This is a genomic window from Streptomyces sp. NPDC058240 (genome assembly GCF_042882135.1).
In the GTDB taxonomy this organism is placed as follows: domain Bacteria; phylum Actinomycetota; class Actinomycetes; order Streptomycetales; family Streptomycetaceae; genus Streptomyces.
In genome coordinates, this window is the sequence record NZ_JBHVWT010000001.1 from 458546 (window position 1) to 483337 (window position 24792).

The following is a 24792-nucleotide window of genomic DNA, read 5'->3' on the forward strand; positions in this document are numbered from 1 at the left end:
ATGGCGGGCATGCACGCCCTGCTCTCCGCCTTCGCCCCCATCTGGATGCTCACCACGATCGGTTACGCGGTCGGCCGCAGCGGTCTGCTGGGCGAGCAGGCGGAGGCCGTGCTCGGCCGGTTCGTCTTCCATGTGGCCATGCCGGCCGCCCTGTTCACCATGGTGTCCGGGGCGCGGCTGAGCTCCTTCGCCAACTCCTCGATGGTGGCCTTCGCCGCGGGTACCGCGCTGGTCTGCGGTCTCGGGTTCCTGGCGGCCGGTCGGCTCTTCGGGCGGGGCACGGCCGACCGGGCGATCGGCAGCATGGCGTCGGGCTACGTCAACTCCGCCAATCTCGGCATTCCGGTGGCGGTCCAGGTGCTCGGTGACGCGTCGTTCGTCGCCCAGATCATCCTGTTCCAGGTCCTGTTGGTCTCCCCGGTGATCCTGACACTGCTGGACACGGGGACGGGGGCCGGGTCGGGGACGGGTTCCGGGAAGGCCGTCGTGTTGCGGCGGATGCTGACCATGCCGGTCCGCAATCCCGTCATCATGGCCTCGTTGCTCGGTGTGGCCGTGTCCGCGCTCGGACTGCGGCTGCCGCACGCCCTCGCCCACTCCTGCGACCTGCTCGGCGCCGCCGCCGTGCCGACGGCCCTGATCACGTTGGGCCTGTCACTGAACGCCCGCCCGGCCGCCGGCAGTTCGACGGACCTCGCGCAGGACGCGGCACACCCGGTGCGCGCGGAAACGGACCTCGCGCAGGACGCGGCACACCCGGTGCGCGCGGAGGGCGCGGAGGGCGCGGAGGGCGCGGAGGGCGCGGAGGGCGCGGAGGGCGCGGAGGGCGCGGAGGGCGCGGAGGGCGCGGGGCACACTGCGCGTACCGAGGTCGTCGTGGCGGTGGCGCTCAAGACGCTGGTCCAGCCCCTGATCGCCTTCGCCGTCGGTGGCCCGCTGCTGCATCTGCCGGAACACCAGCTCCTTGCCGTGGTGCTCTGCTCGGCACTGCCGACCGCTCAGAATGCCTTCATCTACGCCCAGCAGTACGGACTGGACACCCGGGTGGCCCGCAATGCCGTGGTGGCCTCGACGGTGGTCTCCATGGCCACGCTCTCCCTCGCCACCTGGGCCCTGGGAACGACCGGCTCCTGAGCCGTTCGAGTGGCGGACCGGCTCCGGCGGGCGGATGCTGGTCGAGCGGCGATCCACGCCGAAGGGGTGCCAGGACGAGGTGTTCGTCCCGGCACCCCTTCGGCCCTTTCGAGGGCTCAGCCCGCGAGTGCCGCACCCTCGTAGCCGTTTGCCGCCCGGCCCTCAGAGCTGCTTGCTGCCCACCCCTTCGTCCGGCGCTCTCGGCACCGGAACCGGCACCGACCGCGCCAGGTCGTCCTGCGGCTTCGCCGCCGCCGGTACGGCCACCGGCCGCAGCCTCCGCGGCCCGGCCAGCAGATGGGTGAGCCCGAAGCCGAGCGCGACGACGGCCGCTCCGCCCACCGCGTCCAGCACCCAGTGATTGGCCGTGGCGATGATCGCGGAGACCGTGAAGAGCGGGTGCAGCAGCCCCAGCGCCTTCATCCACGCCTTCGGGGCCAGCATGACGATGACGACACCGCACCAGAGCGACCAGCCGAAGTGCAGCGAAGGCATCGCCGCGTACTGGTTGGTCATCGCGGTCAGGCTTCCGTAGTCCGGCTTCGCGAAGTCCTGGACGCCGTGGACCGTGTCGATGAAGCCGAACCCCGGCATCAGGCGCGGCGGGGCCAGCGGGTAGAGCCAGAAGCCGACCAGCGCGAGCAGCGTGGCGAAGCCGATGGTGCTGCGGGCCCAGCGGTAGTCCGCGGGACGCCGTACGTAGAGGACGCCGAGGATCACCAGCGGCACGATGAAGTGGAACGTCGAGTAGTAGTAGTCGAGGAAGCCCCTCAGCCAGCCGATGTTCACGACCGCGTGATTGGCCCAGTGCTCGATGTCGATGTGCAGCCACTGCTCGATGGAGTGGATCTGGCGGCCGTGGTGTTCGGCGGTGGCGCGGCCGGCCGTCGCCGCGAGCCTGACATGGGAGTACGCGGAGTACACGACCCTGATCAGGAGCAGTTCCAGCAACAGGTTGGGCCGGCTCAGCACCCGCCGCCAGAACGGCAGCAGCGGGACACGGCTCCAGCGGGCCGGGACCGGGGCGGCGCAGTCCGTGGGAATCGGATGCTGCCAGTACTCCGAGGTACGCGGCAGGAACGGCACGGCGCAGGCCGCGGCGAGCGCGGCGATCAGCAGCACGTTGTCGCGTACGGGGGAGACCGCCTCGATGTTCGGCAGCAGAATCTGCCCCGGCAGCGTGAGCACCAGGACCACGACCGCGGGCCAGACCAGCCGGTCGGAGGCCCGCTTCCCGACCCGGCCGACCACGGCGAGCAGCACCCACAGCAACTGGTGCTGCCAGGCGGTCGGCGAGACGGCGACGGCGACGCAGCCGGTCACGGCGACGGCGAGCAGCAGCTGGCCGTCCCCCGCGTACCGTGCGGCGCGGCGCAGCCCGAAGAAGCAGACGGCGACCGCCAGCACCACGTACAGCGCGTTCTCCAGCGGGCCCGCGAGGCCGAACCGGAGCAGGGCGCCGTGCAGGGACTGGTTGGCGAGGCTGTCCGCGTCGCCGCCGAGCCCGGTGCCCGCGACATGGTGCACCCAGTACGTCCACGAGTCGCCCGGCATCGCGGCCCAGGCCAGCGCCGTGCAGGCGGCGAACGCCGCGCCGCCGGTCGCCGCGGCCTGTCGGCGCCCGGTCAGCCGCAGCAGTACGGCGAAGAGCAGCACGGTCGGCTGGAGCGCGGCCGCCAGCCCGATCAGGATGCCCGCGGTGCGTTCCCCGCGGACCGCGAGACAGCCCAGCAGCACCAGCAGGACCGGCAGGATACTGGTCTGCCCCAGGTGCAGCGCGTTGCGGACCGGCAGCGAGAGCATCAGCAGGCTGATCGCGACGGGCGCGGCCGGCAGCGCGGTACGGCGGGACACCGGTCCCGGCAGCGCACGGGCGGCGACGATGCCCAGCGCGGCGACGAGCAGCAGCGAGCCGAAGGTCCAGGCGACGCCCAGGCTCTGTTCCGCGATGCGGGTCAGCGGTTTCAGCACCAGCCCGGCGAACGGGGTGCCGGTGAACCGGTCGCTGTCGTACAGCGAGCCCGTCACATGCAGGACGCCGTTCTCACCGATCCAGGTCTCCAGATCGGTGAGCCGTTCGCCCGGCGGCTGTCGTAGCACCACCGCCATCTGCCGTACAGCCAGAGCGGCCACAACCAGCCAGAGCAGAGCTCGGGCAGTCCCGGTCCTCGTCCCCGCCGCCGCGTCTCCGCGCACACTGTGCTCCGCATTCGCCACGCTGCGCCGACCCTCCCGCCGTTCCGGTGCCCGTCCCTCGATCCGGGCGTCCGTGAAACCTTCGCATTACGCCACGAGGTAGGCCCAATCAACCCCCCTCTCCACCTGACCGTCATCCCATTTCTGTCCGAAAGAATGTCCGGACGTACGGCCGTACCGGGCCACCGGAAACGCAACTGTGGCCGGAACCGGAACTCCGGTTCGTACGTCCTCCCCCGTGTTCGTCGTTCAAGGGGGAGGCAGGCGGAACATGTGGTGCACAGGGGTGAAGCGGGGTGTGCGGGGTGACGGGCGCGCGTGGCCGGTGCGTGCGCTGTCACTGCTGCTGATGCTGGTGTCATTGCAGCTGGGGTCGCTGATCAGTCCGGCGTACGCCTGTGGCTGCGGGGCGATGGTCCCGAGCAAGGAGACCCAGGTCTCGGTCGACCGGGAGACGTCGGTGGTCGACTGGGACGGCCGGACCGAGCAGATCGTCATGCGGCTCACGGTCCGCGGGAACGCTCCCGAGGCGGCCTGGATCATGCCGGTGCCGCACCGCGCGAGCGTGGATCTCGGTGATCCCGGTCTCTTCTCCGAGCTCTCCGTGCTCACCGCGCCGGAACGAGTGACCAGGCACTACTTCTGGCCCCGCTCCCACGACTGGCCGTTCACCGGCTCCGGCAACGTCGGGGACGGGGCCGCGGCTCCTTCGGCCGGTGCCCCGGCGGTCCAGGTGGTCGGCCGGGAGCGGCTCGGCCCCTTCGATGTGGCGCGGCTGGCCGCGACCGACCCGGAGGCGCTGCAGAAGTGGCTGGAGGACAACGGCTTCGACCTGCCCGACCGGCTGGCGACGGCGCTGAAGCCCTATGTCGACCAGAAGTGGGAGTACGTCGCGATCCGCCTCGCTCCCCGGGACAGCGGCAATCCGCTCAGCGGCACGCTCGACCCGTTGCGGCTGCGCTTCGCCAGCGACCGGCTGGTCTACCCGATGCGGCTGTCGAAGCTCGCCTCGACGCCGCAGCAGCTCGGCCTGTACATCCTCGCCGCGCACCGCATGAAGCCGCGCGGCCCGATCGGCGGCGATGCGCCGGAGGTGACGTACGCGGGCAGGATCGATCCCCGGTCGGCGGCGGACGACACGGACGCCCTTGAGGAGCTGACGGGTGCGGAGCCGGTGTTCCTCACCGCGATCGAGCAGTCGTTCCCGCACCCGGAGCGGATCGACGGCGATCACGAGCTGCGCGCGGCCGACGCCGATACCCCGTACCGGACCGTGACGTACCGGAACCAGTTGCTGACCGTGGGCGGCATCCCCGCCTGGGTGCTGTCGCTGCTCGGGGCCGTGCTGGTGGCGGTCGCCGCGGTGCTGCTGCTGGTGGTGATGATGATGATGATGCGGGCCCGGCGGCGGCCGGTACCGCCTCCGGCACCGGTCACGGTTCCGCCGCCACTGGGCTGAGCGCCGGGGTGGCGGGGCAGTGGGTGCGGCACGGCGACGTGCGCGACGGGGGCGACGTGCGCGACGGGTGTGGCGGGTGCCCGGTGAAATCGTTGGCCGTCTTGATCGTGCCCAGGTCAGAATGACCGGCATGACCTGGACGTTGGCCCCTGAACCGTTCGACTCGCCCGATGCCTCACTGCTGCGCCGCGACTACTACGACGAGGTCGCCAGCCGGTACTGGGGGCGGCCCGCCACCGCCGAGGAGATCGACGAGGGGCTCACCGACGACGGCGCCGACCGGCTCGTCCCGCCCACCGGTCAGTTCGTCGTCGGCCGGTTCGGCGGGAAGGCGGCGGCCTGCGCCGGGCTGCTGGTGGTGGACGCGGACACGGCGGAGCTGACGCGGGTGTTCGTACGCCCCGAACACCGCGGCACGGGCGGCGGCGGACTGCTCCTGGCGGCCGTCGAGAACGCGGCGCGCGCCTTCGGTATCCGCACGCTCCGGCTCGACACCCGCAACGACCTGGTCGAGGCGCGGGGGCTGTACGCCAAGCACGGCTACCGGGAGGTCCCGGCGTTCCACCGGCGGCAGTTCGCGGAGCACTGGTTCGCGAAGGAGCTCCCCGCGACGGCCTCGACGTCCGCGAGGTCGTAGCGCGGTTCAGGCCGCGTGGTCCCGCTTCGGTTCGGGGCTGTGCGGCCGTTCCCTGCTCGACCCGCTGGTCTCGGCGGTCAGTTCCTCCACGAGCCTGACCAGATCGGTCGGGCGGTCCGGCCCCCACCAGTCGCCCAGCAGCTCGGCCATGGACTCCTCACGCGCCTCCGCGAGCTTCACCACCACTTCCGAGCCGGCCTCGGTGAGCACCAGTTGCACGCCTTCGCGCCGCACCAGTCCGCGCTCCTCCAGCTGACGGGCCGCGTCGCTGATCACCCGCAGCGGCACCGGCGCGATGTCGGCGAGCCTGGCCGGTTCGACCGTGCCGTGCCGTCTTATGCGCAGCAGCATCCAGCTCGCCGCGGGCAGCAGGTCGTAGCCCGCCCTCTTGGTGATCTTCACATAGATCTCGCGGCGCCCCGCCCGTGTGGCGAGCACCGAGAGCGCGCGGGCGCATTCGTCGTACGAGGACCGCTCGACCGGGTTCGACGCCAGGGTCTCGGTGGCCTCCGGAGCGGTCACCGAGCCGCGCAGCTTGTCCTCCTTGAGGTACCAGGCGAAGACGAAGGCGATCAGCACGACCGGAGCCGCGTACAGGAACACGTCCGTGATCGACGTCGAGTACGCGTGGAGCACCGCGGGCCGCAGCGCGGGCGGCAGTTGCCCGATGGCTCGGGGGTCAGAGGCCAGTCCGTCCACACCGGCCCCTGGGGGCAGCGGGTGACCGGCGAGTGCGGCGGCCAGTTTGTCGATGAGCCGGTTGGTGAAGATCGTGCCGAAGACGGCAACGCCGAACGAGGCGCCGATGGAACGGAAGAAGGTGGCGCCGGAGGTGGCGACGCCGAGGTCCTCGTAGGTGACGGCGTTCTGCACGACCAGCACCAGGACCTGCATCACCAGGCCGAGCCCCGCGCCGAAGACGAAGAAGTAGCTGCTCATCACCCAGGTGCTGCTGGTCTCCGTGAGCCGGTGCAGCAGCAGGAGGCCGATGGCCGTGAGGCCGGTGCCCGCGATCGGGAAGACCTTCCAGCGGCCGGTGCGGCTGACGATCTGTCCGGACGCGGTCGAGGTGAGGAGCAGGCCCAGCACCATCGGGAGCATGTGCACACCGGACATCGTCGGTGAGATGCCGTGCACCACCTGCAGGAAGGTCGGCAGGTAGGTCATCGCGCCGAACATCGCGAAGCCGACCACGAAGCTGATGACGGCGACGAGGGCGAAGGTCCTGATCCGGAAGAGCTTCAGCGGGATGATGGGTTCGGTGGCCCGGCGCTCGACGTGCACGAAGGCGATCAGCAACAGCACGCTCAGGACGGCTAGACCGATGATCTGCGCCGAGTTCCAGGCCCAGGTGGTGCCGCCGAGCGAGGCGACGAGGACCATGCAGGTGGCGACGGAGGCGATGAGGAAGGTGCCGAGGTAGTCGATGGTGTGCTTCGTGCTGCGGACCGGGATGTGCAGTACGGCGGCGATCACGAGGAGCGCCACGACGCCGATCGGCAGGTTGATGTAGAAGACCCACCGCCAGCTGAGGTGCTCGGTGAACAGACCGCCGAGGAGCGGTCCGAGGACGCTCGCCGCGCCGAAGACCGCCCCGAACAGGCCCTGGTACTTGCCCCGTTCGCGCGGCGCGACGATATCGCCGACGATCGCCATCGAGAGCACGATGAGGCCGCCGCCGCCGAGTCCCTGAAGAGCCCTGAAGCCGATGAGCTGCGGCATGTTCTGGGCGATGCCGCAGAGCGCCGAGCCGATGAGAAAGATGACGATGGCGGCCTGGAAGAGCTTCTTGCGGCCGTACTGGTCGCCGAGTTTGCCCCAGAGCGGGGTCGCGGCGGTCGACGCCAGCAGATAGGCCGTGACCACCCAGGAGAGGTGTTCCAGTCCGCCGAGGTCGCTGACGATGGTCGGCAGTGCGGTGGAGACGATGGTCTGATCGAGTGCCGCCACGAGCATGCCGAGGAGCAGTGCTCCGATGGCCACGAGGACCGACCGCGTGGAGCGCTCTCCGCCGGGGGCAGGGGCCGGGGCCGGGGCGCTCAGATGCTGGGCCATGGAACATCTCCTCGGGTCCGCTACATCCCTATCCTGGCCTTTCCGTACGGTTATGGCCTGCTGAGCAGGAACGGGCCGGAAGCGAGCTGCATAATCACAGGCAATCAAGGGGAGGGGCCCACGATGACCGGACATATATGCCCGGAGTGCGGTACGGACAGCAGACCCGACGGAGGACCCGGAGCCCGGCCCGCGTGCGCCTGCGGGCAGCCGACCGCGGAGCAGCACCGCACCGCCGAGCGGCACCGGGCCGAGCGGTCGGCGGCCGACAAGGCGGAAATGGCGGCTGCCGAGGACTTCGATCCCTTGCGGATACGGCCGTACGTGACGCTGGGGAACGATACGGTTCCGGCCGCCGACGCCGACGAGCGGCCGGAGCAGCGGGGATCGCACCGCCCCGCGGAGGACGCGGCCGCGACGATGCCACTCCTCCTCGGCCCGACGACGGCGGGCCCACCGTCGCCGGGCACCGCCGGTCCTGCCGGTCCTTTCGATCCCGCCGATCCTCTTGGGGCACCCGGCACCACGACCCTCGCGCAGCCCGTCGCGCCCGGCGAGGAGCCCGGCCCGCCGCAACGCCGCCGCCCCTTCGTGGCCCTCGCCGTGGGAGCGGCCCTGATCGCCGCGGTGGGCACGGCGGCATTCGCGAGCGGACTCCTCGGCGGAGGCGACAACGGGGACACGGGACAGCAACAGGCCCTGCCCGGCACGGCGGCCGACATCCCCGGGGCGAGCGTCCATGCAACGGAGTCGGCACCGGCCTCCGCATCACCCTCGCCCCCGCCCTCCGCATCGGCTGCCGCGTCACCCTCCACGTCCGCCTCGGCCTCGGGCCCGCCCTCGGCAAGCGCCTCGCCGTCCCCCTCCGCGCCCACCGCCTCCTCGCAGCCTCCCTCCATCGCACCCTCGCGATCCGCGAGCGGTACGCCGTCGGCGGCGCCGCCCGCGTCCCTGGCCGGGACCGCGCTGCGCCCCGGCGACCAGGGCCCCGCGGTGGCCGAGTTGCAGCGCCGCCTGGAGGAGGTCTGGCTGTACCACGGGCGGGACGACGGCACCTACTCGGACCAGGTCGAGCACGCGGTGAGCGTCTACCAGTCGTACAAGTCCATCGAGGGCGACCCCTCGGGGGTGTACGGCCCCAACACCCGCCACGCACTGGAAGCGGAGACGACGGGCCGGGGGCCCTCCTGACCCCTGGACCGAGCCACCGCGACCACCCGGGACGGAAGGGATCGAACGCCTCGGGCGGAAAAGATCGACCACCCCGGACGGAACGGACCCGACCACCCGGAACGGCACGGATTGGCTTTCTCGGACAGGTTTTTGTATCGTGATGGAACAAAGTAGCCTCCGCCCGCCACCCCCTGACCGGCGGGCGAGGCTGCTTGTTCCTTATTCCGCGTTCTGTTCTCTTCCTCGCGTCGCCGCCTCCCGGCGTCCCCGCTTCCCCGCGCTCTGGAGCCCGCCCATGCCGGCCACCGTCCTCACCGCCCGCGCCCTCCTTCTGGACATGGACGGCACCCTGGTGAACTCCGACGCCGTCGTGGAACGCTGCTGGCGGCGCTGGGCTCTGCGCGAGGGACTGGACCCGGAGGCCGCGCTCAAGGTGGTCCACGGGCGGCAGGGGTACGCCACCATGGCGGTGCTCCTCCCGGACCGCCCGATGGAGCAGAACTACGCGGACAACCGGGTCATGCTCGCGGAGGAGACCGCCGACACCGACGGCGTCGTACCGATCGGCGGCGCACCCGCCTTCATGGACGCGATCGCCGCGCTCCCGCACGCCCTGGTCACCTCGGCCGACGAGGCGCTGGCCCGGACCCGGATGGCCGCGTCGGGCCTGCGCATGCCGGAGGTCCGCGTCACCGCCGAGAGCGTCGGCGCCAGCAAGCCCGACCCCGAGGGCTTCCTCAAGGGCGCGGCCGAGCTGGGCTTCGCCGCGGCGGACTGTGTCGTCTTCGAGGACTCGGAGGCGGGCATCGCGGCGGGCCGGGCGGCGGGCATGCGGGTCGTGGGCGTCGGCCCGCGCGCCGGAGCGCTCTCCCCCGACGCGCACGTCGACGACCTGACGCAGGTCCGGGTGGAAGCGGCACCCGACGGCTCGATCCGGCTGCACATCAGCGCGCGATAGCCGGACCCGGACGGAACCCGACCTCGGCCTCGAACCCGGCCTCGAACCCGGCCCCGGCCTCGGCACGAGCGACCCGTACCGTCGTCTCCGCGGGCCTCAGAGCCTGTCGGGTGACGCCCGATCAGAGGTCACCCGACAGGCTCTCAGTCCCGGTGCACCCGGCCCCGCGCCACCAGTTCGAGCACCGCCGTGACGGCCACCGCCTGCACGGCCATCAGGGCTACCAGTACGAACAACTGCACGGCACCCGCCTGCACCGGTGAGGCGCCGCCCAGCAGCATGCCCACAAAGGCACCCGGCAGGGTCACGAGCCCCACCGTCCGGGTCTGATCGAGCCCCGGCAGCAGCGCGTCCGACGCCGCAGGCCGGGCGATCTCCATCCGCGCTTCACGGTCGAGCAGCCCGAGCGCCATCCCCGCCTCCACCTCCCCGCGCCGGGTCGTCAGCTCGTCCAGCGCCCGTCTCCCGCCGAGCACCGTCGCGGTCAGCGCACCGCCGATGAGGATGCCGGTCACCGGGATCAGCGCGATGCCACGGACCGGGACGAGTCCGGTGAGCAGCAGCAGGACGATCACCGGCGCGACCCCCGCCCCGATCGGCAGGGCCGCCCACCACCAGGTGCGATTGCGGGTGATCCGGCGGCCCGCGGTCCGTACCGCCACGGCGTACATCAGCGCCACGAACCCGAGCAGCGGCGGCAGCGAATGGACCACCCAGCCGATGAGCAGGGAAACCGCGGCGAGTTGGACCGCGGCCCGCAGCCCGGCCAGCAGAATCTCGCGCGACCGGCCGAGCGAGGCCAGAGCGGCGACCCCGGCCGCCGCCGCGAGCAGCACGGCGAGAACGACTCCGAGCGTGATGTTGACCGGTAGCAGCACGCCGCAACCCTATGACCGGCCCGGCTCGGACCACCCGCGCGAATCGGCCACCGGTGCAGCCGAATTGTCGCCGCGTCAGCCTGTGCGCCCGCGCAGATGCGGACGTACGCCCCCATGCTCCAGCCCTGTTCGTCAGAACCCTTGATGTGACGTGCCCATGTCGCCACTCTGTTACCTGGTGCCCACCCCACGGAAACCTGGCACCGCCACGATGGCCGGGCCCCACGGGTCACCCGTCCAAGGTCCCCCCACATCAAGGGAGTTCGCATGTCTGGTGTCTACGCGCGTCGCATCGCCGTCGTCGCCGCATCCGCCGCTTTCGCCGCAACCACCGGCCTGCTCACCGCACCCACCGCCCAGGCGGCCATGCCCACCCCGGTCTCCGCTTCGACCGCCCGCACCTACCTGGGCGAGCTGACCGTCTCCGCAGAGGGCTCGTCGAGCGGCTACAGCCGCGACAAGTTCCCGCACTGGATCACCCAGTCGGGCTCCTGCAACACCCGTGAGGTCGTGCTGGAGCGCGACGGCACGAACGTGCAGCAGGACTCCAGCTGCGCCGCCGTCAGCGGCAGTTGGTACTCGGAGTACGACGGCGCCACCTGGACCGCCGCTTCCGATCTGGACATCGACCACATGGTCCCGCTCGCTGAGGCCTGGCGGTCGGGCGCCAGCAGCTGGACGACCGCCCAGCGGCAGGCGTACGCCAACGACCTGACGCGCCCGCAGCTCATCGCGGTCACGGACAACGTCAACCAGGCCAAGGGCGACAAGGACCCGGCCAACTGGATGCCCTCGCGCACCGCGTACAAGTGCACGTACGCCCGCGCCTGGGTGCACGTGAAGCACTACTACGACCTGACGGTCGACCCGGCCGAGAAGAGCGCTCTGCAGTCCATCCTGAACAACTGCTGAGCCCCGCACCGGACTCGGGCCCCGACGAGGGCCCCTGAGCGGATCCGCCCCGCCCTCCTCGCATCGCCGCGTGCTCCGTATCCGTGTTCGCGGGACGACGCGAGGAGGGCACTTCGCCACCGGGACAGTCGCCGAACCGGCCGCAGACTCCACTCGCACGCGCCGGAGCCATCGGCGTGTTTTCGGCCGAGTACGGCCGCTCGTGGCCGACACCCGCGCGCCCCGCGCGCTCGCCGAGCAGCGGCGGTCGGCGCCCGGCGCCGAGGAGGCCCGGGGCCGCGAGGAGGCTGTCGCCACCCCCCGGTTCGTACGACCGCCTCTCGATCGACACCTCGCCGCCGCGGCTCCTGGCCGCCATTGGTCCACAGCACGGAGCAGTGGAGCGCGGCGCTGCATCACGGCGGACCCGGCAGGCCCGGGGGACGCCTGGCACCCGTCGGCGAGAAGCCGCACCGGCGCCGCGACCTGCCACATTGAACGACCTTCCCCGGTTCCCGCCGGGAGCCGAGGGAGCCGATCCCGGCGGGCGGGCCGGGGTCCGGACGCTCCGACGCGGTTTGTGTGCTGTCGGGCGTTGTGCGCCGCGCGCACATCGCGGAGCCCCCACCGTCCACATCGGCGCCGGGCGGCGCCCCCGAGGCCCGCAACACGCGGCTGACCTGCCCGCCCGCGCACCACGCGATCCCCGGCCCGCCCCAGGCCGGCTTCCGCTTCGGCCGGAGCCGGGCGGGACGACGGATCGGCGGGCCGCTCGCGCGGCGCGTGCGGACGGCCGCATCGCCGGTCCAGTGGTACAGAACCTGCGAACCGTGATTCGGCAACCGGCCCACGCCCCTGCCCCTGCGTGGCCGGAAAGCTGCGCTGCCATTGGTTCAGGCCAAGGCAGTGAAGGGAGGTTCGCAGTTGAAGGCGGTTCCGAACCGAAGGCTGACCGACAACCACAGGGCGATTTTCAGCCAGTCGACAGAATGTTGAACTTGCAAGCATTGGTGAGGTTTGCCTAATCTGAGGCACTCAATCGGTTCACGTCCCCACCAGACCGAAGGAGCCCTCCCCCCCATGCAGACACGCTTGAACCAGGCTCAGCCCTACGCACTCGGCCTCTTCCGGATCGTCATAGGCCTGTTCTTCACCTGCCACGGCGCCGCCTCACTCTTCGGCGTCCTCGGCGGCGCCATGAACGGCGACTCCATACCCGCCGGCACCTGGCCCGGCTGGTACGCGGCGGTCATCCAGTTCATCGGCGGCATCCTCGTGATGCTCGGGCTCGGCACCCGTATCGCCGCCCTGATCTGCTCCGGCTCCATGGCGTACGCGTACTTCAAGGTCCACCAGCCCGAGGCGCTGTTCCCGCTGCAGAACGGCGGTGAGCCCTCGGCCGTCTTCTGCTGGGCGTTCCTCCTGCTGGTCTTCACCGGCCCCGGCGCACTGGCCCTGGACCGGCTGTTCAGCCGGGGCGGCACGGAGCGCGAAAAGGAGCGCGAGTCCGAGCAGGCACCGCCCGTCACGGTCTGATCCGCGCATCCGCGCAGGCCGTTTCCCGCGTCCGTTTCCCGCGCCCGCGCGGGTCGTTCCTCACGTACATCCGGGCATGCGCCCGGAACCGAGGCTTCCCATTTCCGGATGTACGTGAGGTTCCCAACATCGCTCGTATTTGTGGATCACCGGATGAACGCCAGGCGTACGCTGTACAGCTGACCCTGCCGCTCCTGCCGCTCCCCTGCGACGTCGCGGCGTTGTTCCGAATCGGGGAGTAGTAGGTGCTTGAGAGTGTGGGCGCGCTGACCAGCAGCCCATGGATCTACGCCGTGGTCGCGCTTTCGGTGCTCCTGGACGTCTTTCTGCCCCTGCTGCCCAGCGGGGTGCTGGTGATCACCGCCGCCACGGCTGCCGCCGCCGGTTCGACGACCGTCGCGGGTGCGGGCGCCGCCGAGCAGGTGACCGAGGTTCCCTCGCTCCTCGCCCTGATCCTCTGTGCGGCCACCGCCTCGGTGCTCGGCGACCTCGTCGCGTACCGGCTGGCCTGGCGTGGCGGGGAACGCCTGGACCGGGCCATCGCCCGCTCCCGCCGCCTCACCTCCGCACAGGAACGCCTCGGCGCGGCCCTCGCCCGGGGCGGCGGCATCCTCGTCATCATCGCCCGCTTCGCCCCGGCCGGACGCTCGGTGGTCTCCCTGGGCGCGGGCGCCGCGCATCGCGAGGTCAAGGAATTCCTGCCCTGGTCGGCCCTGGCGGGCGTGGCATGGGCCGGTTACAGCGTGGGCCTCGGCTACTTCGGCGGCCAGTGGCTCGGCGCGACGTGGGTGGGCACGGCCGTCTCGGTCCTCGCCCTGTTCATGGCGGGCGCCCTGGCCGCGTATCTCATGCGCCGCCCGGCGGCGGAAGCGGCCGCCGCCGCGTCGGCGACCGCGACGGCCCCTACGGCGTCCTGACCACACCCCGGATCTCCAGCCCGTCCAGCAGTCCGACGGTCGCCTCGGTGATCTCGTCGACGGCCCGGTCGAACACCTCCTGGTTGTGCGCGGCCGGAGCGCGGAAGCCGGACACCTTGCGTACGAACTGCAGGGCGGCGGCCCGGATCTCCTCCTCGGTGGCCTCTTCGGGGATGGCGGGCGGGCGAAGGGTCTTGATGCTGCGGCACATGTCTCCAGTGTGAACCGGACCACTGACAGTCGCCCGACTCTCCGGCCCGTCCGTCCCGGCCCGTCCGCCGTCCCCTTCACCGAATCCGTTCGACTGCGAGGATCTCGTACGTCCCGTCGAGGATCTCGGGCCCCGGCGCACAGAGCCTGAGCACCAGCCGGAAGTCCCCGTCGGGCACGGGCAGCCAGTTCGCCACCGCGACCGGGTCCTCCGGCCGCTCCCGCCGGAGGTGGACCGTCAGCGAACCGTCCTCCCCGTACACCAGGCCAGGCGTACGGTCACCGACCGGGCGCCGTCGCGTCCCCGGGGTCTCGACGAGGTGCTGACCGGTCGTGTCGTACACGGCCAGGGACCAGGATGCCTCGACCGGCGGCGGCCGTCCATCGAAGCGCAGGACGTAGGAGCAGGCCCCGTTCAGCCGCTCGCCCCCGGCGTCGCGGAAGGTATGGGCGTACACCGCCTCGTAGCCGTGGACGCCCCACAGCGAGCACCGTGCCGCCACCGCCCTGGTCCGGTAGGACGCCTCCCGGTCGGCGATCCGCCACTCCGGGGAGTCGATGGTTCCGACACCGTAGTGGTCGAGGTTGTAGTCGAAGAGATGCGGATCCATCACCCATCCCCCGCGCCCCGCCGAGGCCCGGCCGGCCTCCTCCACCCATGCCCTCCCCCGCGCCAGGCCCTCGGTCAGCGCGCGTACGAGGGCGGGATCGGCACGGGTGTACGGCGAGGGACCTTCCTCCAGCAGCCCCAGCGGCTGGAACCGGTCCTGATACGCCTGGTCGGGCGCGGACGGCGGGAAGTCGGCCATCCACACCCTGAGCTGCTCGAAGAACCGCAGCGACTCCGGTACGTCGGGGTCGGGCGCGGGCAGTCCCGTACGGTGCGTGCCCGGTTCGACATACGTGACGCCCAGTTGTGCCCGGAGCACGCGGCCCCGCTCCGGGTCTTCGGAGTCGTCGGAGGCGTCGCGGCCGATGACGGAGACGACGGAGGTGGGCGCGTCGATGACCCCGAGCACACCGTCGGGCACATCGCCCGCCCAGCCGGGCGGCACGACGAGCCACTCCCCGGCCCGGATGCCGGTCGCGCGGCGACCGACGTACGCGAAGTTGTTGGTCCAGGCGTCGACGAACTGCAACACGCAGTGCGCACCGTCCGCACCACCCGCACCGCCCGCACCGTCCACCCCGTCCGCACCGGGGACATGGAGCAGCACCGGCCCACCGGAGAGATCGAGGTGGGCGATGGAGCGGACGGTGTCGTCGTCGACGGACATGAGGGGCGCGCCGGGCGGCGCTGATCGGCCCGCGTGCGCGAAATGGTTGAAGGGTGCGGGCGGCAGCGGCCCGAAACCCGTGTGCATGAAGCCCTCGACCACCGACAGGTCACGGACCAGCGGATACCCGTAGACGTACGCCTCGGCGGCAAGAGCGGCAAGTTCCACCTCTGCCTCCGGCCCTTGGCGCCGTCCCCCGCTCAGATGACCGCCTTCGAGCTCTCCGTGCACAGGGCCCAGATCACGAACCCGTCGATGGCGATGGAGACGATCGCCCAGATCGGCTGGTACGGCAGCCAGACGAAGTTGATGATCAGGCTGATGGCAGCGAGCACCACACCCGTGGCACGGGCCCAGGCCGCGCCCTTGAGGATGCCCCAGCCGACGATGCCGAGGACGATGCCGAGGACGAGGTGGATCCATCCCCATGAGGTCACATCGAACTTGAACGTGTAGTTCCTGACCTGCGCGTAGACATCGTCGGAGGCGATACCGGAGATGCCCTTGATCACTCCGAGGACGCCGTCGACGAGCAGCAGAACACCGGCAAAGATGATCCCGCTGGCCGCCCAGGGGTTGATGTCCGTCTGGCCGGCGGAACCGGCCGGACCGGACGTGGACGCTGAGTGTGCCATCGAGACTCCTTGGCCGGATCGGGACTGTGGGACAGAACCGACCCTGCCGGGCACCGTCCCGCACAACCACTCGGACGCGCCCATGCGGGTGACGGCCCGGACCGCGGCGCGCGGGGCCGAGGAGCCGCTCCGCGGCCTTCGCTACGAGGAGGGAAGCCGCGTCACCTTCGAGACCTTGCACGTCATCTTGCCCGGGACCTTCCCCAGCCCCTGGGCCTTCTGCACCGACTTCTGCCCCGCGGCCAGGTCGGTGGCCGTCGCCAGCCCCGAGGCCCGGCGCGTGCCTTCCCCGTCCACGAACTCCACGGACACGATGTGGGACGCCTGGGTGTCGGAGTGGTTCACGATCTCCACATCCGCGTCGGGCCACTCGGTCAACGAGTCCACCTCGCACCGGGTGATCCGCACATCGCCCGAGGCATCCGTGCCTTCGAGGGCCGGCAGCTCCGTGGGCGCATCGGAGGCATCACCCGGCACCGGCGCTTCGCTCTTCGTGGCCTCCACCGTCGACGGCTTCGTCCTGGAGGTCGACGACGAGCCGCCGCCGCTCATCACGGCGATCAGCACCCCGAGCGCCAGCAGGATTGCCAGCACGAGGGCCACCCCGCCGACCACGGACAGCGTGACGATCAGCCCGGTACGGGACTTCCTCGGCGGCTGCGGATAGCCGTACGCCCCGGGGCCGGGCTGCGGCCAGTGCTCGTACGGCGACGAGGACGGCTGCTGACCGGGCTGAGGCTGCTGAGGCTGCTGACCCGGCTGAGGCTCTTGACCGGGCTGGGGCGGCGGATAGCCGTACGACATGTATCCCCCCTGGGATGGTGCTGACGTGAACAAGACACGTTACGGCGGGCCCGGCCTTGACTCTCCCGCAGGGGGAGGCTCGAAGGTCGCGGACATGAACGGCGACGCGCTCCTCCCGATCGAGGATCTGGCCAGGCTGACCGGGCTGACGGTGAAGACCATCCGGTTCTGCTCCGACCGCGGGATCGTGCCCCCTGCCGACCGCACCCCGGCCGGCTACCGCCGCTACGGTCCCGACGCCGTCGCACGCCTCCGCCTGGTCCGGACGCTGCGCGAGCTGGGGCTGGACCTTCCCACGATCCGCAAGGTCGCCGACCGCGAACTTTCCCTCCCCGAGGTCGCCGCAGCGCACGCCCAGGCGCTGACGGTGCAGATCCGTACGCTGCGGATGCGACGCGCGGTGCCGGCGGCAGCGGCCAGGCGCGGTTCCGCACCTGAGGAGCTGGAACCCATGCACGAACTGGCCAGGCTCTCCGAGCACGAACGCCGCGACCTGATCGACGACTTCCTCGCCACCGCGTTCGGCGGCCCGGACGCCGCGCCGGGGTTCGCCGGAATCAGGCGCTCGATGACCCCGGAGCTGCCCGATAACCCCGACACCGAACAGGTCGAAGCCTGGATCGAGTTGGCCGAACTGACCCAGGACCCGGACTTCGCCGCCCTCGTGCGACGCATGGCCGACCACGTAACAACCGACGTCACCCGCCCCGACCCCGCCGCAATGGTCCGCGACCACGTCACCCCGGCCCTGCGAGCGGGCATCGCCCCGACATCGCCCCAGGCCGCCCCGGTCGTCAAGGCGATCACGGCCGAATACGCCCACACCACAGGCCACGACCTGCTGCCACTCCTGGAAACGGCGAACGACCCCCGCCGTCAGCGCTACCTCCACCTGCTCGCCGTAATCAACTCCTGGCCACCCCCGGACAACCCGAGACCGGCCTTCACCTGGCTCATCGAGGCCTTGGCCTCGGACAACACCGCTGATGCGCCCGAGGCAGGCCGAACCTAAACTGACGGAGGCACGAAAACCCCAGGTGAGGGAGGTATCTCATGGCCAAGCGAGGAAACAAGCGCCGCGCCCGCAAGAAGAAGAACGCCAACCACGGCAAGCGCCCCAACGCCTGAACGGAACCCACCGAGTTCCCTGGAACCCTGCTCCGTAGTGCCCCGGGAAGAGCACGTGCCTCCCGGGGCACCGGCAGATGCGCTCGGCACTACAGTCCGCGCAGCGCCTCGCGGAAATCGGCGTAGGCACTCCAACAGTCGACGCTGCCGTCGTCGTTCAGACTCCCCATGTACCAGTCGTCGTCGCCGACAGGCTTCACCAGACACAGTCCGTGGAATCCCAAGACGATTTCAGGGCAGAGCTGTTCGTCTTCCCCCGGCCAGCCCAGCCACCTCACAGAGCGACCGCTGTCGAGCACTGTCGCCTCCCGGTCGCCGGAGACGCTGCGGATCTCCTCCAGAGTCCACCCTGCCGGCAGCTGCTCGCCCGTCATCCGCTGATGATGACAGCTGCTGGGGGCCTTCGCGCCGGCGGGCGCCTTCGCCTTGCGCTCGGCTTCCTTGCGCTCGGCTTCCTTGCGCTTCTGGATGACGTACGAGAACCAGCCTCCGCCGCGGTGGAGATCGTGCCTCGCCTCGTCAACCATGGCGGACCAGGGGCCTGCCCGGCGGATCTTGCCGGACAGGCCCCTGGCCTCGAGGAGGGCTCAGCGCTTGAGCATGAAGGTGAAGTCGCCGGAGAGCTTGCCGGTCAGCCGGACTGCCGAAACGAGCTTCCCCTCCGTGATCAGCCTCTCGACCTCGGCCCGCGAAAGACCGCAACCTTCAGCGATCAGTCGCACCGGCCGGACAGGGATCCGCGCCGCAAAGCGGACCGAGACGTCGATCACCTCGCGGTCCAGGTGATCCGATCCGTCGGTGTCGAGGCGCCAGGCGTTGTCCCAGTCGAGGGCGATGCGATTACGGCGCCGCACGACCGGATCCTGGAGCAGCTCAGCTGTCAGGCCAAGGTCGTTGTCATGCAGCCGGTCCAGCAGCTCAGGTCGTACGGAGCGCACATTCATCCGCTCCAGGACCGTGAGCTTCGCAGTTTCCCCGCAAGCGGTACAGAGCGCGAGGAGCCAGGCGTCGATGAGCTTGTGGTTTGCGTTGACGCGAAATTTACCGCTTGCCTTGAAGCGCTCGGACGCGCACACATGGCAACGGCGGAGCACGAGCGGCAGGCAGGTGGGCACGACCACCCAGTTATTGAGCACAGAAGTACACCGGTTTCAGTGAGAAGACCGCAGCAGAAAGGAGCGCGGCGCACAGGCGCGACGCGCGACGAATCAGCACTCGGGAGGTCTCACAGGGTGTACAACGGAACGTCCTTGACTACTAGACGACTTGGCTCGGCAGCACGGTAGCGGCGCACAGCGGCGCTGCTCCACTGGTTTTCGAACGCCTCACCGCCAGGTCCTGTCCGGCGGATCACGGGCGGAGCCGGAGTCGGATCGATGTAGATCAGGCGGCTTCGCATGTGGTGGGCGCGTGGCACAACCAGGCGATCGTCTTCGGGGTGCGATTCTCGCTGACGATGCCTAACCTTGTTCCGATGGCCCACTGGGTACGCCGGAGCGGTGCACGCGACACCCCGGCCAGAAGCGGCCACACTCCTCGTCCTACGAGGGTCGGCATCGACACCTCACGGACCTCCTCCTAGAGGGAAGAGGAATCGGTATGAGTTCACATCGCATCCGCACGAGCACCGCAGCACTCACCGCTGTGGTGGCCCTCCCGCTCTCGCTCGGTGCTCTCGCTCCACAAGCGTTCGCGGACACACCGAGCCCGTTCGGTCCGGGATGCTCCTCGTTGCCGCACAGCGGCAAGGGCAGCGCCGCTGGCATGTCCAAGGAACGCGTGGCCACCGCAGCGGCCAACAATCCGAAACTGACCATGCTGGTACTCGCGTTGAAGGACGCCGGGCTCACCACCAAGCTCAACGACGCGAAGCCCATCACGGTCTTCGCCCCCACGAACGCGGCCTTCGACAAGGTTTCGAAGATGCAGCTTGCCGGCCTCCTCAAGGACAAGGCGCAGCTGAAGAAGGTCCTGACCTACCACGTCGTGGACAAGACCATCACCCCCAGCGAGCTTCCCAACGGCAGCTTCAAGACGCTGGAGGGCTCCATGCTCAAGACCTCCGGGTCGGGCACGTCGTTCAAGGTCAACGACACCGCGAAGATCGTCTGTGGGGACATCAAGACGGCCAACGCCACGGTCTATCTCGTCGACACGGTCCTCATGCCCCCGTCCTAGGAGTAGTCCTCCGGCAGGCTTCGGTCGGCCGGTAGTAGGTGTACGGTCCTGCCTCCGTGGTTCAGAGAGGCAGGACCGTCATCACGGGTAGCAGAGCTCGGTCTCTGGACCTGCAACCACTGGATTCGATCTGTACGCCGAGCGGGAGAAGCGCGCAGGCTGGGCAGACTGGGCACTTCGACGAGACCGATGTGCACCCGCTGCCGGCACCTTGGACCAGACCTCTATCGAATGATGAGAGGCGCTCATCTCTTCGGGGATGTGGCATCCATGTGGACTCGATCATGAAAAAGGCCCTCCAGTCACGTTCGACCGGAGGGCCATATCAGGCTCTCACCTGCGGTTTCCTACTGTGGGCGCGGACGGTTTCGAACCGCCGACATCTGCTTTGTAAGAGCAGCGCTCTACCCCTGAGCTACGCACCCGTGGATGAGGCAACAGCGTACATGGACTACGGCCCATGGTCACAAACGATCCCCGGCGGCAGCAAACGGGACGAGCGAACGGGACGGCAGCCGGCGAGACGGCGGAGCGTGGTGGCGGGGGTATACGGGGGATATCCCCACCCCGCATACGGTAGCCGTCCGGATTCTGTCGGAGGCGGTCGCGTACGTACGGTGAGGTCCGCAGTATCGGCAGCGTCCGCCGTACGACCTGGGGGAAAGATCATCGTGGCAGTCCGCACCCGCACCCGCACTCTCATCGCGTCCGGTGGCGCCGTGTTCATGGTTCTTGCTCTTGCCGGTTGTGGCAGTACGGACGTGGGCGGCGCGCCCACCGAGCACAAGTCGTTCGCGTTGGGCGGGAAGACGCTGACCATCGATTCCGGGCAGTCGTCGCTGGAGCTCGTACCGGCCGATGTGCAGAAGGTCGAGGTGACCCGTCGGGTCGACGGGTGGGTGGCGTTCGGGAACGGGCCCGATCCGCAATGGGAGATGCAGGACGACACGCTCACGCTTCGCGTGAAGTGCGAGGCGTTGATCAGCGACTGTGCCGCGGAGCATCAGGTGAAGGTGCCGCGCGGGGTGGCCGTGGTCGTCAAGGGGGACAACGGGACGGTCGTCGCTTCCGGCTTCCGCACCCCCCTCACCCTCCACGCCGACAACGGCAAGGTGACCGTCCGGGACTCCACCGGGCCGCTCAAGCTGGAGAGCGACAACGGTGGCATCGTCGCCGAGAGGGTCTCGGCCAAGTCCGTGTCGGCGCGGTCCGACAACGGCAGCATCCGGCTGGGGTTCGCGGCCGTGCCGGATCTCGTGGACACCGTGAGCGACAACGGGGCGATCACCATCGATCTGCCGGGCGGCTCCGTGAGGTATGCGGTGGATGCCGTCGCCCGCAACGGAAGCACCTCGGTGGACGCACCGCGCAGCGACGGCAGCAGCCATGTGGTGAAGGCCCGGAGCGACAACGGCGAAGTCACCGTGCGAAGCGTGAACTAACCGGCCTGTGTGTTCGTCCTTACCTGGTGGGAGAATGTACCGGGCAGGGCGAAACGGCACGGGAGAGGGATGTGACGGCGACACACGCGCAGCCGCGAGCGAGAGCGGGTGGGAGCTCCGCCGTCAGGGACGTCTTCGTGCTGATGCTGTTGCCGGTGCCGCTGCTCGCCGCCGCCTTGCCGGCCGCCTTCGCCGGTGGCGGTACGAGGCGCTGGTTCGGCGGGCGCGGGGAGGGTCAGCGCGTCGAGGCGCAGGCCGCGAAGGACGCCGCAGCGTCGGCCTTCTACGAGCTGGACACGGCCCAGCGCGATCTGCGCATCTCGATCGAGACGATCACCGCGGTGGACAGCTCGCCCGCCGCGCGCAGGGCCGTGGACGACTTCGCCGCCCTGGGGCGGCGGATCGACGAGGCCAGTCATACGTACATCACCGCGGTCGATGCGCACGACCTGGACCGGGACGATCTGGAACCGTCGGTCGCCGCCCGCGCGCGGACCGAGCTGACCACGGCCAAGGACGAGCTGGTACGGGTCAAGGCCGAGCTGGACCGGTTCGCGCAGGGACTCGGTCCGCTGCTGGGCAGCGCGGAGACGCAGCTCGCCCGGCTCGCGCCCGCCGTGGAGCGGGCCCGGCAGGCCCTGCTCGGTGCGAGCAACGCTCTCGACGCGGTGCGCGCGTCCGGGCTGCGGGCGGATGATCTCGCCGCCCGGCTGGCGGCGCTCGCCCCCGAGCTGACCAAGCTCAACCAGGGCGCCGGACAGCACGGCGTTCCGGAAACCTTGCAGCGCGCCGATCGGGTGCTGCGCGATGCCGAGGCGGTGCGGTCCGAAGCGGCCCAGCTGCCCGAGCGCGCCGCCGAGATCGACCACCGGCTGGTGTCGCTGCGTACGCGCGCCCAGGCGTTGACGACCCGGGCGGGCTCGGTGGAGCCGGTGCTGAGCGAGTTGCGGCGGCGTTTCTCGGCGGCGTGCTGGCAGGATCTCCAGCCGGTGCCCGAGCAGGCGGCCGTCAATGTGCGGCAGGCCGAGGAGAAGCTGAAGGAAGCCGCCCAGGCGCGGGACGAGCAGCGGTGGGCCGATGCGACGTCCCGGCTGAGCACGGTCCGCGCCTTGCTGAACGCCACGGACGAGGCGGTGTCCGCGGCCGGTGACCGGCTGCACCGGCTGGACGACGTGGCCAAGGACCCGCAGCAGGAGATCCAGCGGACCCGGTTCGCGGTCCGGGACGCGCAGCGCCTGGCCATGGCCGGTCGCAGCACGCCCGATCCGCGCCACGCCCGTCCGCTGGACGATGCCGTGGCCCGGCTGGATCGCGCCGTCGCCGGACTCGATGGGCGTCACCCCGACTACTGGCATTTCCTGACCGAGACCGAAGCGGTGCGGCGGACGGCTGCGCGGGTGGTCTCCGAGATCCGTGAGGAGCGCGGGGCCGGCGCCTGAGCTGTACGGGCACTCGGCTACGGGCTCCGTGCGTACGGGTCGGTCACGGGCTCCGTGCATACGGGCTCGGTCACGGGCTGCGTACGGGCTCTCGGGTTCTCTGGTGTGCGGCAGCCACACCTTGGGCGGATCCTGGTAGTACGCCCGAAGGAGGCCGACCGACATGGCCACCCATGCACTGCACGCCACGGGACGGCGGTCGCCCCGTCGCCGCAAGGTCACCCGGCTCGACCAGCATCTGCCGGTCGATCACCGGCTCAGCCGCGTCTATCGGGTCGGGGCGGGGCTGATGGGGCTGGTGCTGCTCGCCTTCGGTGTCCTGGGACTGATCGACAAGATCGGCTTCTTCAACACCGGCGGAGCCACCGTCGCCGGCCTCAACACCAACGGTGCCCTGAGCGTCCTGTCCATCTGCGTCGGCCTGCTCCTGTTCATCGGGATGGTGATCGGCGGCAACTTCGCCTCGACGCTCAACATGATTCTGGGCATCGCCTTCATCCTCAGTGGCTTCGTCAATCTCGCGCTGCTGGAGACCGACTACAACTTCCTCGCCTTCCACATCCAGAACGTGCTGTTCAGCTTTGTGGTGGGGCTGATGCTGATGGTCTTCGGGATGTACGGACGGGTCAGCGGCGGCCTTCCGCACGACAACCCGTACTGGCGGGCCCGCCACCCCGAGGAAGCCGCGCGGGAAATGCGGCTGAACCGGAAGGCGACCACGCCGTCGATGCCAGGCGTACGGCGTAGTCCCTGACCCGGCGCCGTACCCGTGCCCGTACCGGTGTCCGTAACCCTGCCCGAGCCCGTACCGGTCTCCGTACCCGTACTCGTGCGCGTACCCGCCCCTCATCCGCCGCCCGTGGTGTCTGTCTCCGGCAGAGCGGTGACGGTTAGCCTGGGGCCATGCCTCGTTACGAATTCCGCTGCCGCTCCTGCGGAGACACCTTCGAACTCAGCCGCCCCATGGCTCGGTCCTCCGACCCGGCCTCCTGCCCCGCCGGGCACGCCGACACCGTGAAGCTGCTCTCCACCGTGGCCGTCGGCGGGTCGTCCGCCAAGTCCGCGCCCGCCGCCCCGTCGGCCGGCGGCGGGGGCGGGGGCGGCTGCTGCGGTGGGGGTTGCTGCGGCTGAGCGGCGAGCAGCCCTCGGCGGCCCGGGGCCGCTTCCGCTATCGCTTGCGGGAGAGCGTGAGGCCGTCGGACACGGTCAGCAGCACGCTGTCCATCCGCGGATCGGCGGCCACATGGTCGTTGAACTCCTTGATCGCCGCCGCTCCGCCGGTCGCCCGCGGGTCGGTCACCCCGCCATGGAAGAGCACGTTGTCCGTGACGACAAGACCGCCCTGCCGCATCCTGGGCACCAGTTCCTCCCAGTACGGGATGTAGTTGCCCTTGTCGGCGTCCAGGTAGGCGAGATCGATGTGCGGCTCGGCCGGCATCGCCCGCAGTGTGTCGAGCGCGGGGGCGATACGGAGCTCGATCCGGTCCGCGACGCCCGCCTTCGCCCAGGCCTCCCTGCCGTAGGCGGTCCACTCCTCCGAGATGTCGCAGGCGATCAGCCGTCCGTCGGCGGGCAGTGCCTGCGCCATCGACAGGGCGGAGAATCCGGTGAACGTCCCGACCTCCACGATGTGCCGGGCCCCGGTCAGCCGTACGAGGAAGGCGAGCAGCGGTCCCTGCTCCTCGGCCGACTGCATGCCGGCGTGCTCGGGCAGGCGTGCGTACGTGGTCTCGACGAGCTCGCGCTGCACCGAGTCGAGCGGTGGATTGTGCGCCAGCATGTACGCGTACAGCTCGTCCGTGATCTTGGTTTCGTTGCCCTTGGTCATCCTGCGCTCCTCATGCG

General features: G+C 70.4%; 25 protein-coding genes and 1 tRNA gene. 15 read left to right on the plus strand and 11 right to left on the minus strand.

Annotated elements, in window-relative coordinates:
* Positions 1-9 precede the first annotated feature (9 nt).
* Positions 10-1134 (plus strand): AEC family transporter, encoded by a 1125-nt coding sequence (locus ACFVX4_RS02065; protein WP_389971023.1) that lies wholly within the window; start codon positions 10-12, stop codon positions 1132-1134.
* A 162-nt stretch (positions 1135-1296) separates the two neighbouring features.
* Here ACFVX4_RS02065 and ACFVX4_RS02070 read toward each other — a convergent pair whose 3' ends face one another.
* Entirely contained in the window at positions 1297-3282 is a 1986-nt protein-coding gene (locus ACFVX4_RS02070) for a bifunctional glycosyltransferase 87/phosphatase PAP2 family protein (RefSeq protein ID WP_389972060.1), read from the minus strand.
* Positions 3283-3679: 397 nt separating this feature from the next.
* Here ACFVX4_RS02070 and ACFVX4_RS02075 point away from each other — a divergent pair, with 397 nt between their 5' ends.
* Together ACFVX4_RS02075 and ACFVX4_RS02080 are read left to right on the plus strand one after the other, a co-directional pair.
* Complete coding sequence (locus ACFVX4_RS02075) at positions 3680-4789, plus strand: DUF2330 domain-containing protein (RefSeq protein WP_389972062.1); 1110 nt, start codon at positions 3680-3682, stop codon at positions 4787-4789.
* Between the two features lie 130 nt (positions 4790-4919).
* A complete protein-coding gene (locus ACFVX4_RS02080; protein ID WP_389971026.1) occupies positions 4920-5426 on the plus strand; it encodes a GNAT family N-acetyltransferase in 507 nt (168 codons plus the stop codon).
* A 6-nt stretch (positions 5427-5432) separates the two neighbouring features.
* Here the strand turns inward: ACFVX4_RS02080 and ACFVX4_RS02085 are convergent, their stop codons facing one another.
* A complete protein-coding gene (locus ACFVX4_RS02085) occupies positions 5433-7481 on the minus strand; it encodes an MFS transporter (RefSeq protein WP_389971029.1) in 2049 nt (682 codons plus the stop codon).
* Between the two features lie 123 nt (positions 7482-7604).
* Between ACFVX4_RS02085 and ACFVX4_RS02090 the strand changes: the two genes are divergently transcribed.
* Together ACFVX4_RS02090 and ACFVX4_RS02095 are read left to right on the plus strand one after the other, a co-directional pair.
* Complete coding sequence (locus ACFVX4_RS02090) at positions 7605-8672, plus strand: peptidoglycan-binding domain-containing protein (RefSeq protein WP_389971032.1); 1068 nt, start codon at positions 7605-7607, stop codon at positions 8670-8672.
* A gap of 277 nt (positions 8673-8949) precedes the next feature.
* Positions 8950-9612, plus strand: coding sequence for an HAD-IA family hydrolase (locus ACFVX4_RS02095; protein ID WP_389971035.1), 663 nt, complete (start codon positions 8950-8952; stop codon positions 9610-9612).
* A 143-nt stretch (positions 9613-9755) separates the two neighbouring features.
* Here the strand turns inward: ACFVX4_RS02095 and ACFVX4_RS02100 are convergent, their stop codons facing one another.
* A complete protein-coding gene (locus tag ACFVX4_RS02100; protein WP_389971038.1) occupies positions 9756-10490 on the minus strand; it encodes an ABC transporter permease in 735 nt (244 codons plus the stop codon).
* Between the two features lie 267 nt (positions 10491-10757).
* Here ACFVX4_RS02100 and ACFVX4_RS02105 point away from each other — a divergent pair, with 267 nt between their 5' ends.
* The 3 genes from ACFVX4_RS02105 (at position 10758) to ACFVX4_RS02115 (ending at position 13834) form a co-directional block, all read left to right on the plus strand.
* Positions 10758-11402 (plus strand): HNH endonuclease family protein, encoded by a 645-nt coding sequence (locus ACFVX4_RS02105; protein ID WP_389971041.1) that lies wholly within the window; start codon positions 10758-10760, stop codon positions 11400-11402.
* 1059 nt (positions 11403-12461) lie between these two features.
* Positions 12462-12917: a DoxX family protein gene (locus ACFVX4_RS02110; RefSeq protein ID WP_389971044.1), complete on the plus strand. Its 456-nt coding sequence runs from the start codon at positions 12462-12464 to the stop codon at positions 12915-12917.
* 245 nt (positions 12918-13162) lie between these two features.
* On the plus strand, positions 13163-13834 hold the full coding sequence (locus ACFVX4_RS02115; RefSeq protein WP_385334448.1) for a DedA family protein: 672 nt from the start codon (positions 13163-13165) through the stop codon (positions 13832-13834).
* Here ACFVX4_RS02115 and ACFVX4_RS02120 read toward each other — a convergent pair.
* The 4 genes from ACFVX4_RS02120 to ACFVX4_RS02135 form a co-directional block, all read right to left on the minus strand.
* Positions 13821-14045, minus strand: coding sequence for a DUF2277 domain-containing protein (locus ACFVX4_RS02120; RefSeq protein WP_389971047.1), 225 nt, complete (start codon positions 14043-14045; stop codon positions 13821-13823). The two genes, ACFVX4_RS02115 and ACFVX4_RS02120, sit on opposite strands and share 14 nt — an antisense overlap.
* A 76-nt stretch (positions 14046-14121) precedes the next feature.
* Positions 14122-15489 carry a DUF1254 domain-containing protein gene (locus tag ACFVX4_RS02125; RefSeq protein WP_389971050.1) on the minus strand — a complete coding sequence of 456 codons (1368 nt, stop codon included), beginning with the start codon at positions 15487-15489 and terminating at the stop codon, positions 14122-14124.
* Between the two features lie 32 nt (positions 15490-15521).
* On the minus strand, positions 15522-15956 hold the full coding sequence (locus ACFVX4_RS02130; protein ID WP_389971052.1) for a hypothetical protein: 435 nt from the start codon (positions 15954-15956) through the stop codon (positions 15522-15524).
* A gap of 141 nt (positions 15957-16097) precedes the next feature.
* On the minus strand, positions 16098-16760 hold the full coding sequence (locus tag ACFVX4_RS02135; RefSeq protein WP_389971054.1) for a hypothetical protein: 663 nt from the start codon (positions 16758-16760) through the stop codon (positions 16098-16100).
* 94 nt (positions 16761-16854) lie between these two features.
* On the opposite strand from ACFVX4_RS02135, the gene ACFVX4_RS02140 reads away from it, so the two are divergent.
* Both ACFVX4_RS02140 and ACFVX4_RS02145 read left to right on the plus strand, forming a co-directional pair.
* Positions 16855-17772 carry a MerR family transcriptional regulator gene (locus ACFVX4_RS02140; RefSeq protein WP_389972064.1) on the plus strand — a complete coding sequence of 306 codons (918 nt, stop codon included), beginning with the start codon at positions 16855-16857 and terminating at the stop codon, positions 17770-17772.
* 41 nt (positions 17773-17813) lie between these two features.
* Positions 17814-17888, plus strand: a complete 75-nt coding sequence (locus tag ACFVX4_RS02145) for a 50S ribosomal protein bL37 (protein WP_015034725.1) — start codon at positions 17814-17816, stop codon at positions 17886-17888.
* Between the two features lie 89 nt (positions 17889-17977).
* Here ACFVX4_RS02145 and ACFVX4_RS02150 read toward each other — a convergent pair whose 3' ends face one another.
* Together ACFVX4_RS02150 and ACFVX4_RS02155 are read right to left on the minus strand one after the other, a co-directional pair.
* Positions 17978-18415, minus strand: coding sequence for a hypothetical protein (locus ACFVX4_RS02150; RefSeq protein ID WP_389971056.1), 438 nt, complete (start codon positions 18413-18415; stop codon positions 17978-17980).
* 60 nt (positions 18416-18475) lie between these two features.
* The gene (locus tag ACFVX4_RS02155) at positions 18476-19024 is read right to left on the minus strand and encodes a DUF1062 domain-containing protein (protein WP_389971058.1); all 549 of its coding nucleotides are present in this window, start codon (positions 19022-19024) and stop codon (positions 18476-18478) included.
* A 463-nt stretch (positions 19025-19487) separates the two neighbouring features.
* On the opposite strand from ACFVX4_RS02155, the gene ACFVX4_RS02160 reads away from it, so the two are divergent.
* On the plus strand, positions 19488-20066 hold the full coding sequence (locus ACFVX4_RS02160) for a fasciclin domain-containing protein (protein ID WP_389971060.1): 579 nt from the start codon (positions 19488-19490) through the stop codon (positions 20064-20066).
* A gap of 353 nt (positions 20067-20419) precedes the next feature.
* Here ACFVX4_RS02160 and ACFVX4_RS02165 read toward each other — a convergent pair.
* Positions 20420-20491 (minus strand) — tRNA-Val (locus tag ACFVX4_RS02165).
* A 300-nt stretch (positions 20492-20791) separates the two neighbouring features.
* Here ACFVX4_RS02165 and ACFVX4_RS02170 point away from each other — a divergent pair.
* The 4 genes from ACFVX4_RS02170 to ACFVX4_RS02185 all read left to right on the plus strand — a co-directional run bounded on the left by ACFVX4_RS02170 (position 20792) and on the right by ACFVX4_RS02185 (position 24078).
* Complete coding sequence (locus ACFVX4_RS02170) at positions 20792-21508, plus strand: DUF4097 family beta strand repeat-containing protein (RefSeq protein WP_389972066.1); 717 nt, start codon at positions 20792-20794, stop codon at positions 21506-21508.
* Positions 21509-21579: 71 nt separating this feature from the next.
* Positions 21580-22947 carry a hypothetical protein gene (locus ACFVX4_RS02175; RefSeq protein WP_389971062.1) on the plus strand — a complete coding sequence of 456 codons (1368 nt, stop codon included), beginning with the start codon at positions 21580-21582 and terminating at the stop codon, positions 22945-22947.
* Between the two features lie 163 nt (positions 22948-23110).
* A complete protein-coding gene (locus ACFVX4_RS02180; protein WP_389971064.1) occupies positions 23111-23701 on the plus strand; it encodes a DUF4383 domain-containing protein in 591 nt (196 codons plus the stop codon).
* Positions 23702-23850: 149 nt separating this feature from the next.
* Positions 23851-24078, plus strand: coding sequence for a zinc ribbon domain-containing protein (locus ACFVX4_RS02185; RefSeq protein WP_389971066.1), 228 nt, complete (start codon positions 23851-23853; stop codon positions 24076-24078).
* A 37-nt stretch (positions 24079-24115) separates the two neighbouring features.
* Here the strand turns inward: ACFVX4_RS02185 and ACFVX4_RS02190 are convergent, their stop codons facing one another.
* The gene (locus ACFVX4_RS02190) at positions 24116-24775 is read right to left on the minus strand and encodes an O-methyltransferase (protein ID WP_389971068.1); all 660 of its coding nucleotides are present in this window, start codon (positions 24773-24775) and stop codon (positions 24116-24118) included.
* Positions 24776-24792 lie beyond the last annotated feature (17 nt).

Bases quoted from the DNA above. Each gene is read 5' to 3' on its own strand.
- ACFVX4_RS02075 (WP_389972062.1), top strand. From the start codon at position 3,680: ATGCTGGTGTCATTGCAGCTGGGGTCGCTGATCAGTCCGGCGTACGCC.
- ACFVX4_RS02120 (WP_389971047.1), bottom strand. From the start codon at position 14,045: ATGTGCCGCAGCATCAAGACCCTTCGCCCGCCCGCCATCCCCGAAGAG.
- ACFVX4_RS02095 (WP_389971035.1), top strand. From the start codon at position 8,950: ATGCCGGCCACCGTCCTCACCGCCCGCGCCCTCCTTCTGGACATGGAC.
- ACFVX4_RS02090 (WP_389971032.1), top strand. From the start codon at position 7,605: ATGACCGGACATATATGCCCGGAGTGCGGTACGGACAGCAGACCCGAC.
- ACFVX4_RS02105 (WP_389971041.1), top strand. From the start codon at position 10,758: ATGTCTGGTGTCTACGCGCGTCGCATCGCCGTCGTCGCCGCATCCGCC.
- ACFVX4_RS02135 (WP_389971054.1), bottom strand. From the start codon at position 16,760: ATGTCGTACGGCTATCCGCCGCCCCAGCCCGGTCAAGAGCCTCAGCCG.
- ACFVX4_RS02180 (WP_389971064.1), top strand. From the start codon at position 23,111: ATGGCCACCCATGCACTGCACGCCACGGGACGGCGGTCGCCCCGTCGC.
- ACFVX4_RS02185 (WP_389971066.1), top strand. From the start codon at position 23,851: ATGCCTCGTTACGAATTCCGCTGCCGCTCCTGCGGAGACACCTTCGAA.
- ACFVX4_RS02160 (WP_389971060.1), top strand. From the start codon at position 19,488: ATGAGTTCACATCGCATCCGCACGAGCACCGCAGCACTCACCGCTGTG.
- ACFVX4_RS02110 (WP_389971044.1), top strand. From the start codon at position 12,462: ATGCAGACACGCTTGAACCAGGCTCAGCCCTACGCACTCGGCCTCTTC.
- ACFVX4_RS02140 (WP_389972064.1), top strand. From the start codon at position 16,855: ATGAACGGCGACGCGCTCCTCCCGATCGAGGATCTGGCCAGGCTGACC.
- ACFVX4_RS02190 (WP_389971068.1), bottom strand. From the start codon at position 24,775: ATGACCAAGGGCAACGAAACCAAGATCACGGACGAGCTGTACGCGTAC.
- ACFVX4_RS02130 (WP_389971052.1), bottom strand. From the start codon at position 15,956: ATGGCACACTCAGCGTCCACGTCCGGTCCGGCCGGTTCCGCCGGCCAG.
- ACFVX4_RS02080 (WP_389971026.1), top strand. From the start codon at position 4,920: ATGACCTGGACGTTGGCCCCTGAACCGTTCGACTCGCCCGATGCCTCA.
- ACFVX4_RS02085 (WP_389971029.1), bottom strand. From the start codon at position 7,481: ATGGCCCAGCATCTGAGCGCCCCGGCCCCGGCCCCTGCCCCCGGCGGA.
- ACFVX4_RS02170 (WP_389972066.1), top strand. From the start codon at position 20,792: ATGGTTCTTGCTCTTGCCGGTTGTGGCAGTACGGACGTGGGCGGCGCG.
- ACFVX4_RS02065 (WP_389971023.1), top strand. From the start codon at position 10: ATGCACGCCCTGCTCTCCGCCTTCGCCCCCATCTGGATGCTCACCACG.
- ACFVX4_RS02150 (WP_389971056.1), bottom strand. From the start codon at position 18,415: ATGGTTGACGAGGCGAGGCACGATCTCCACCGCGGCGGAGGCTGGTTC.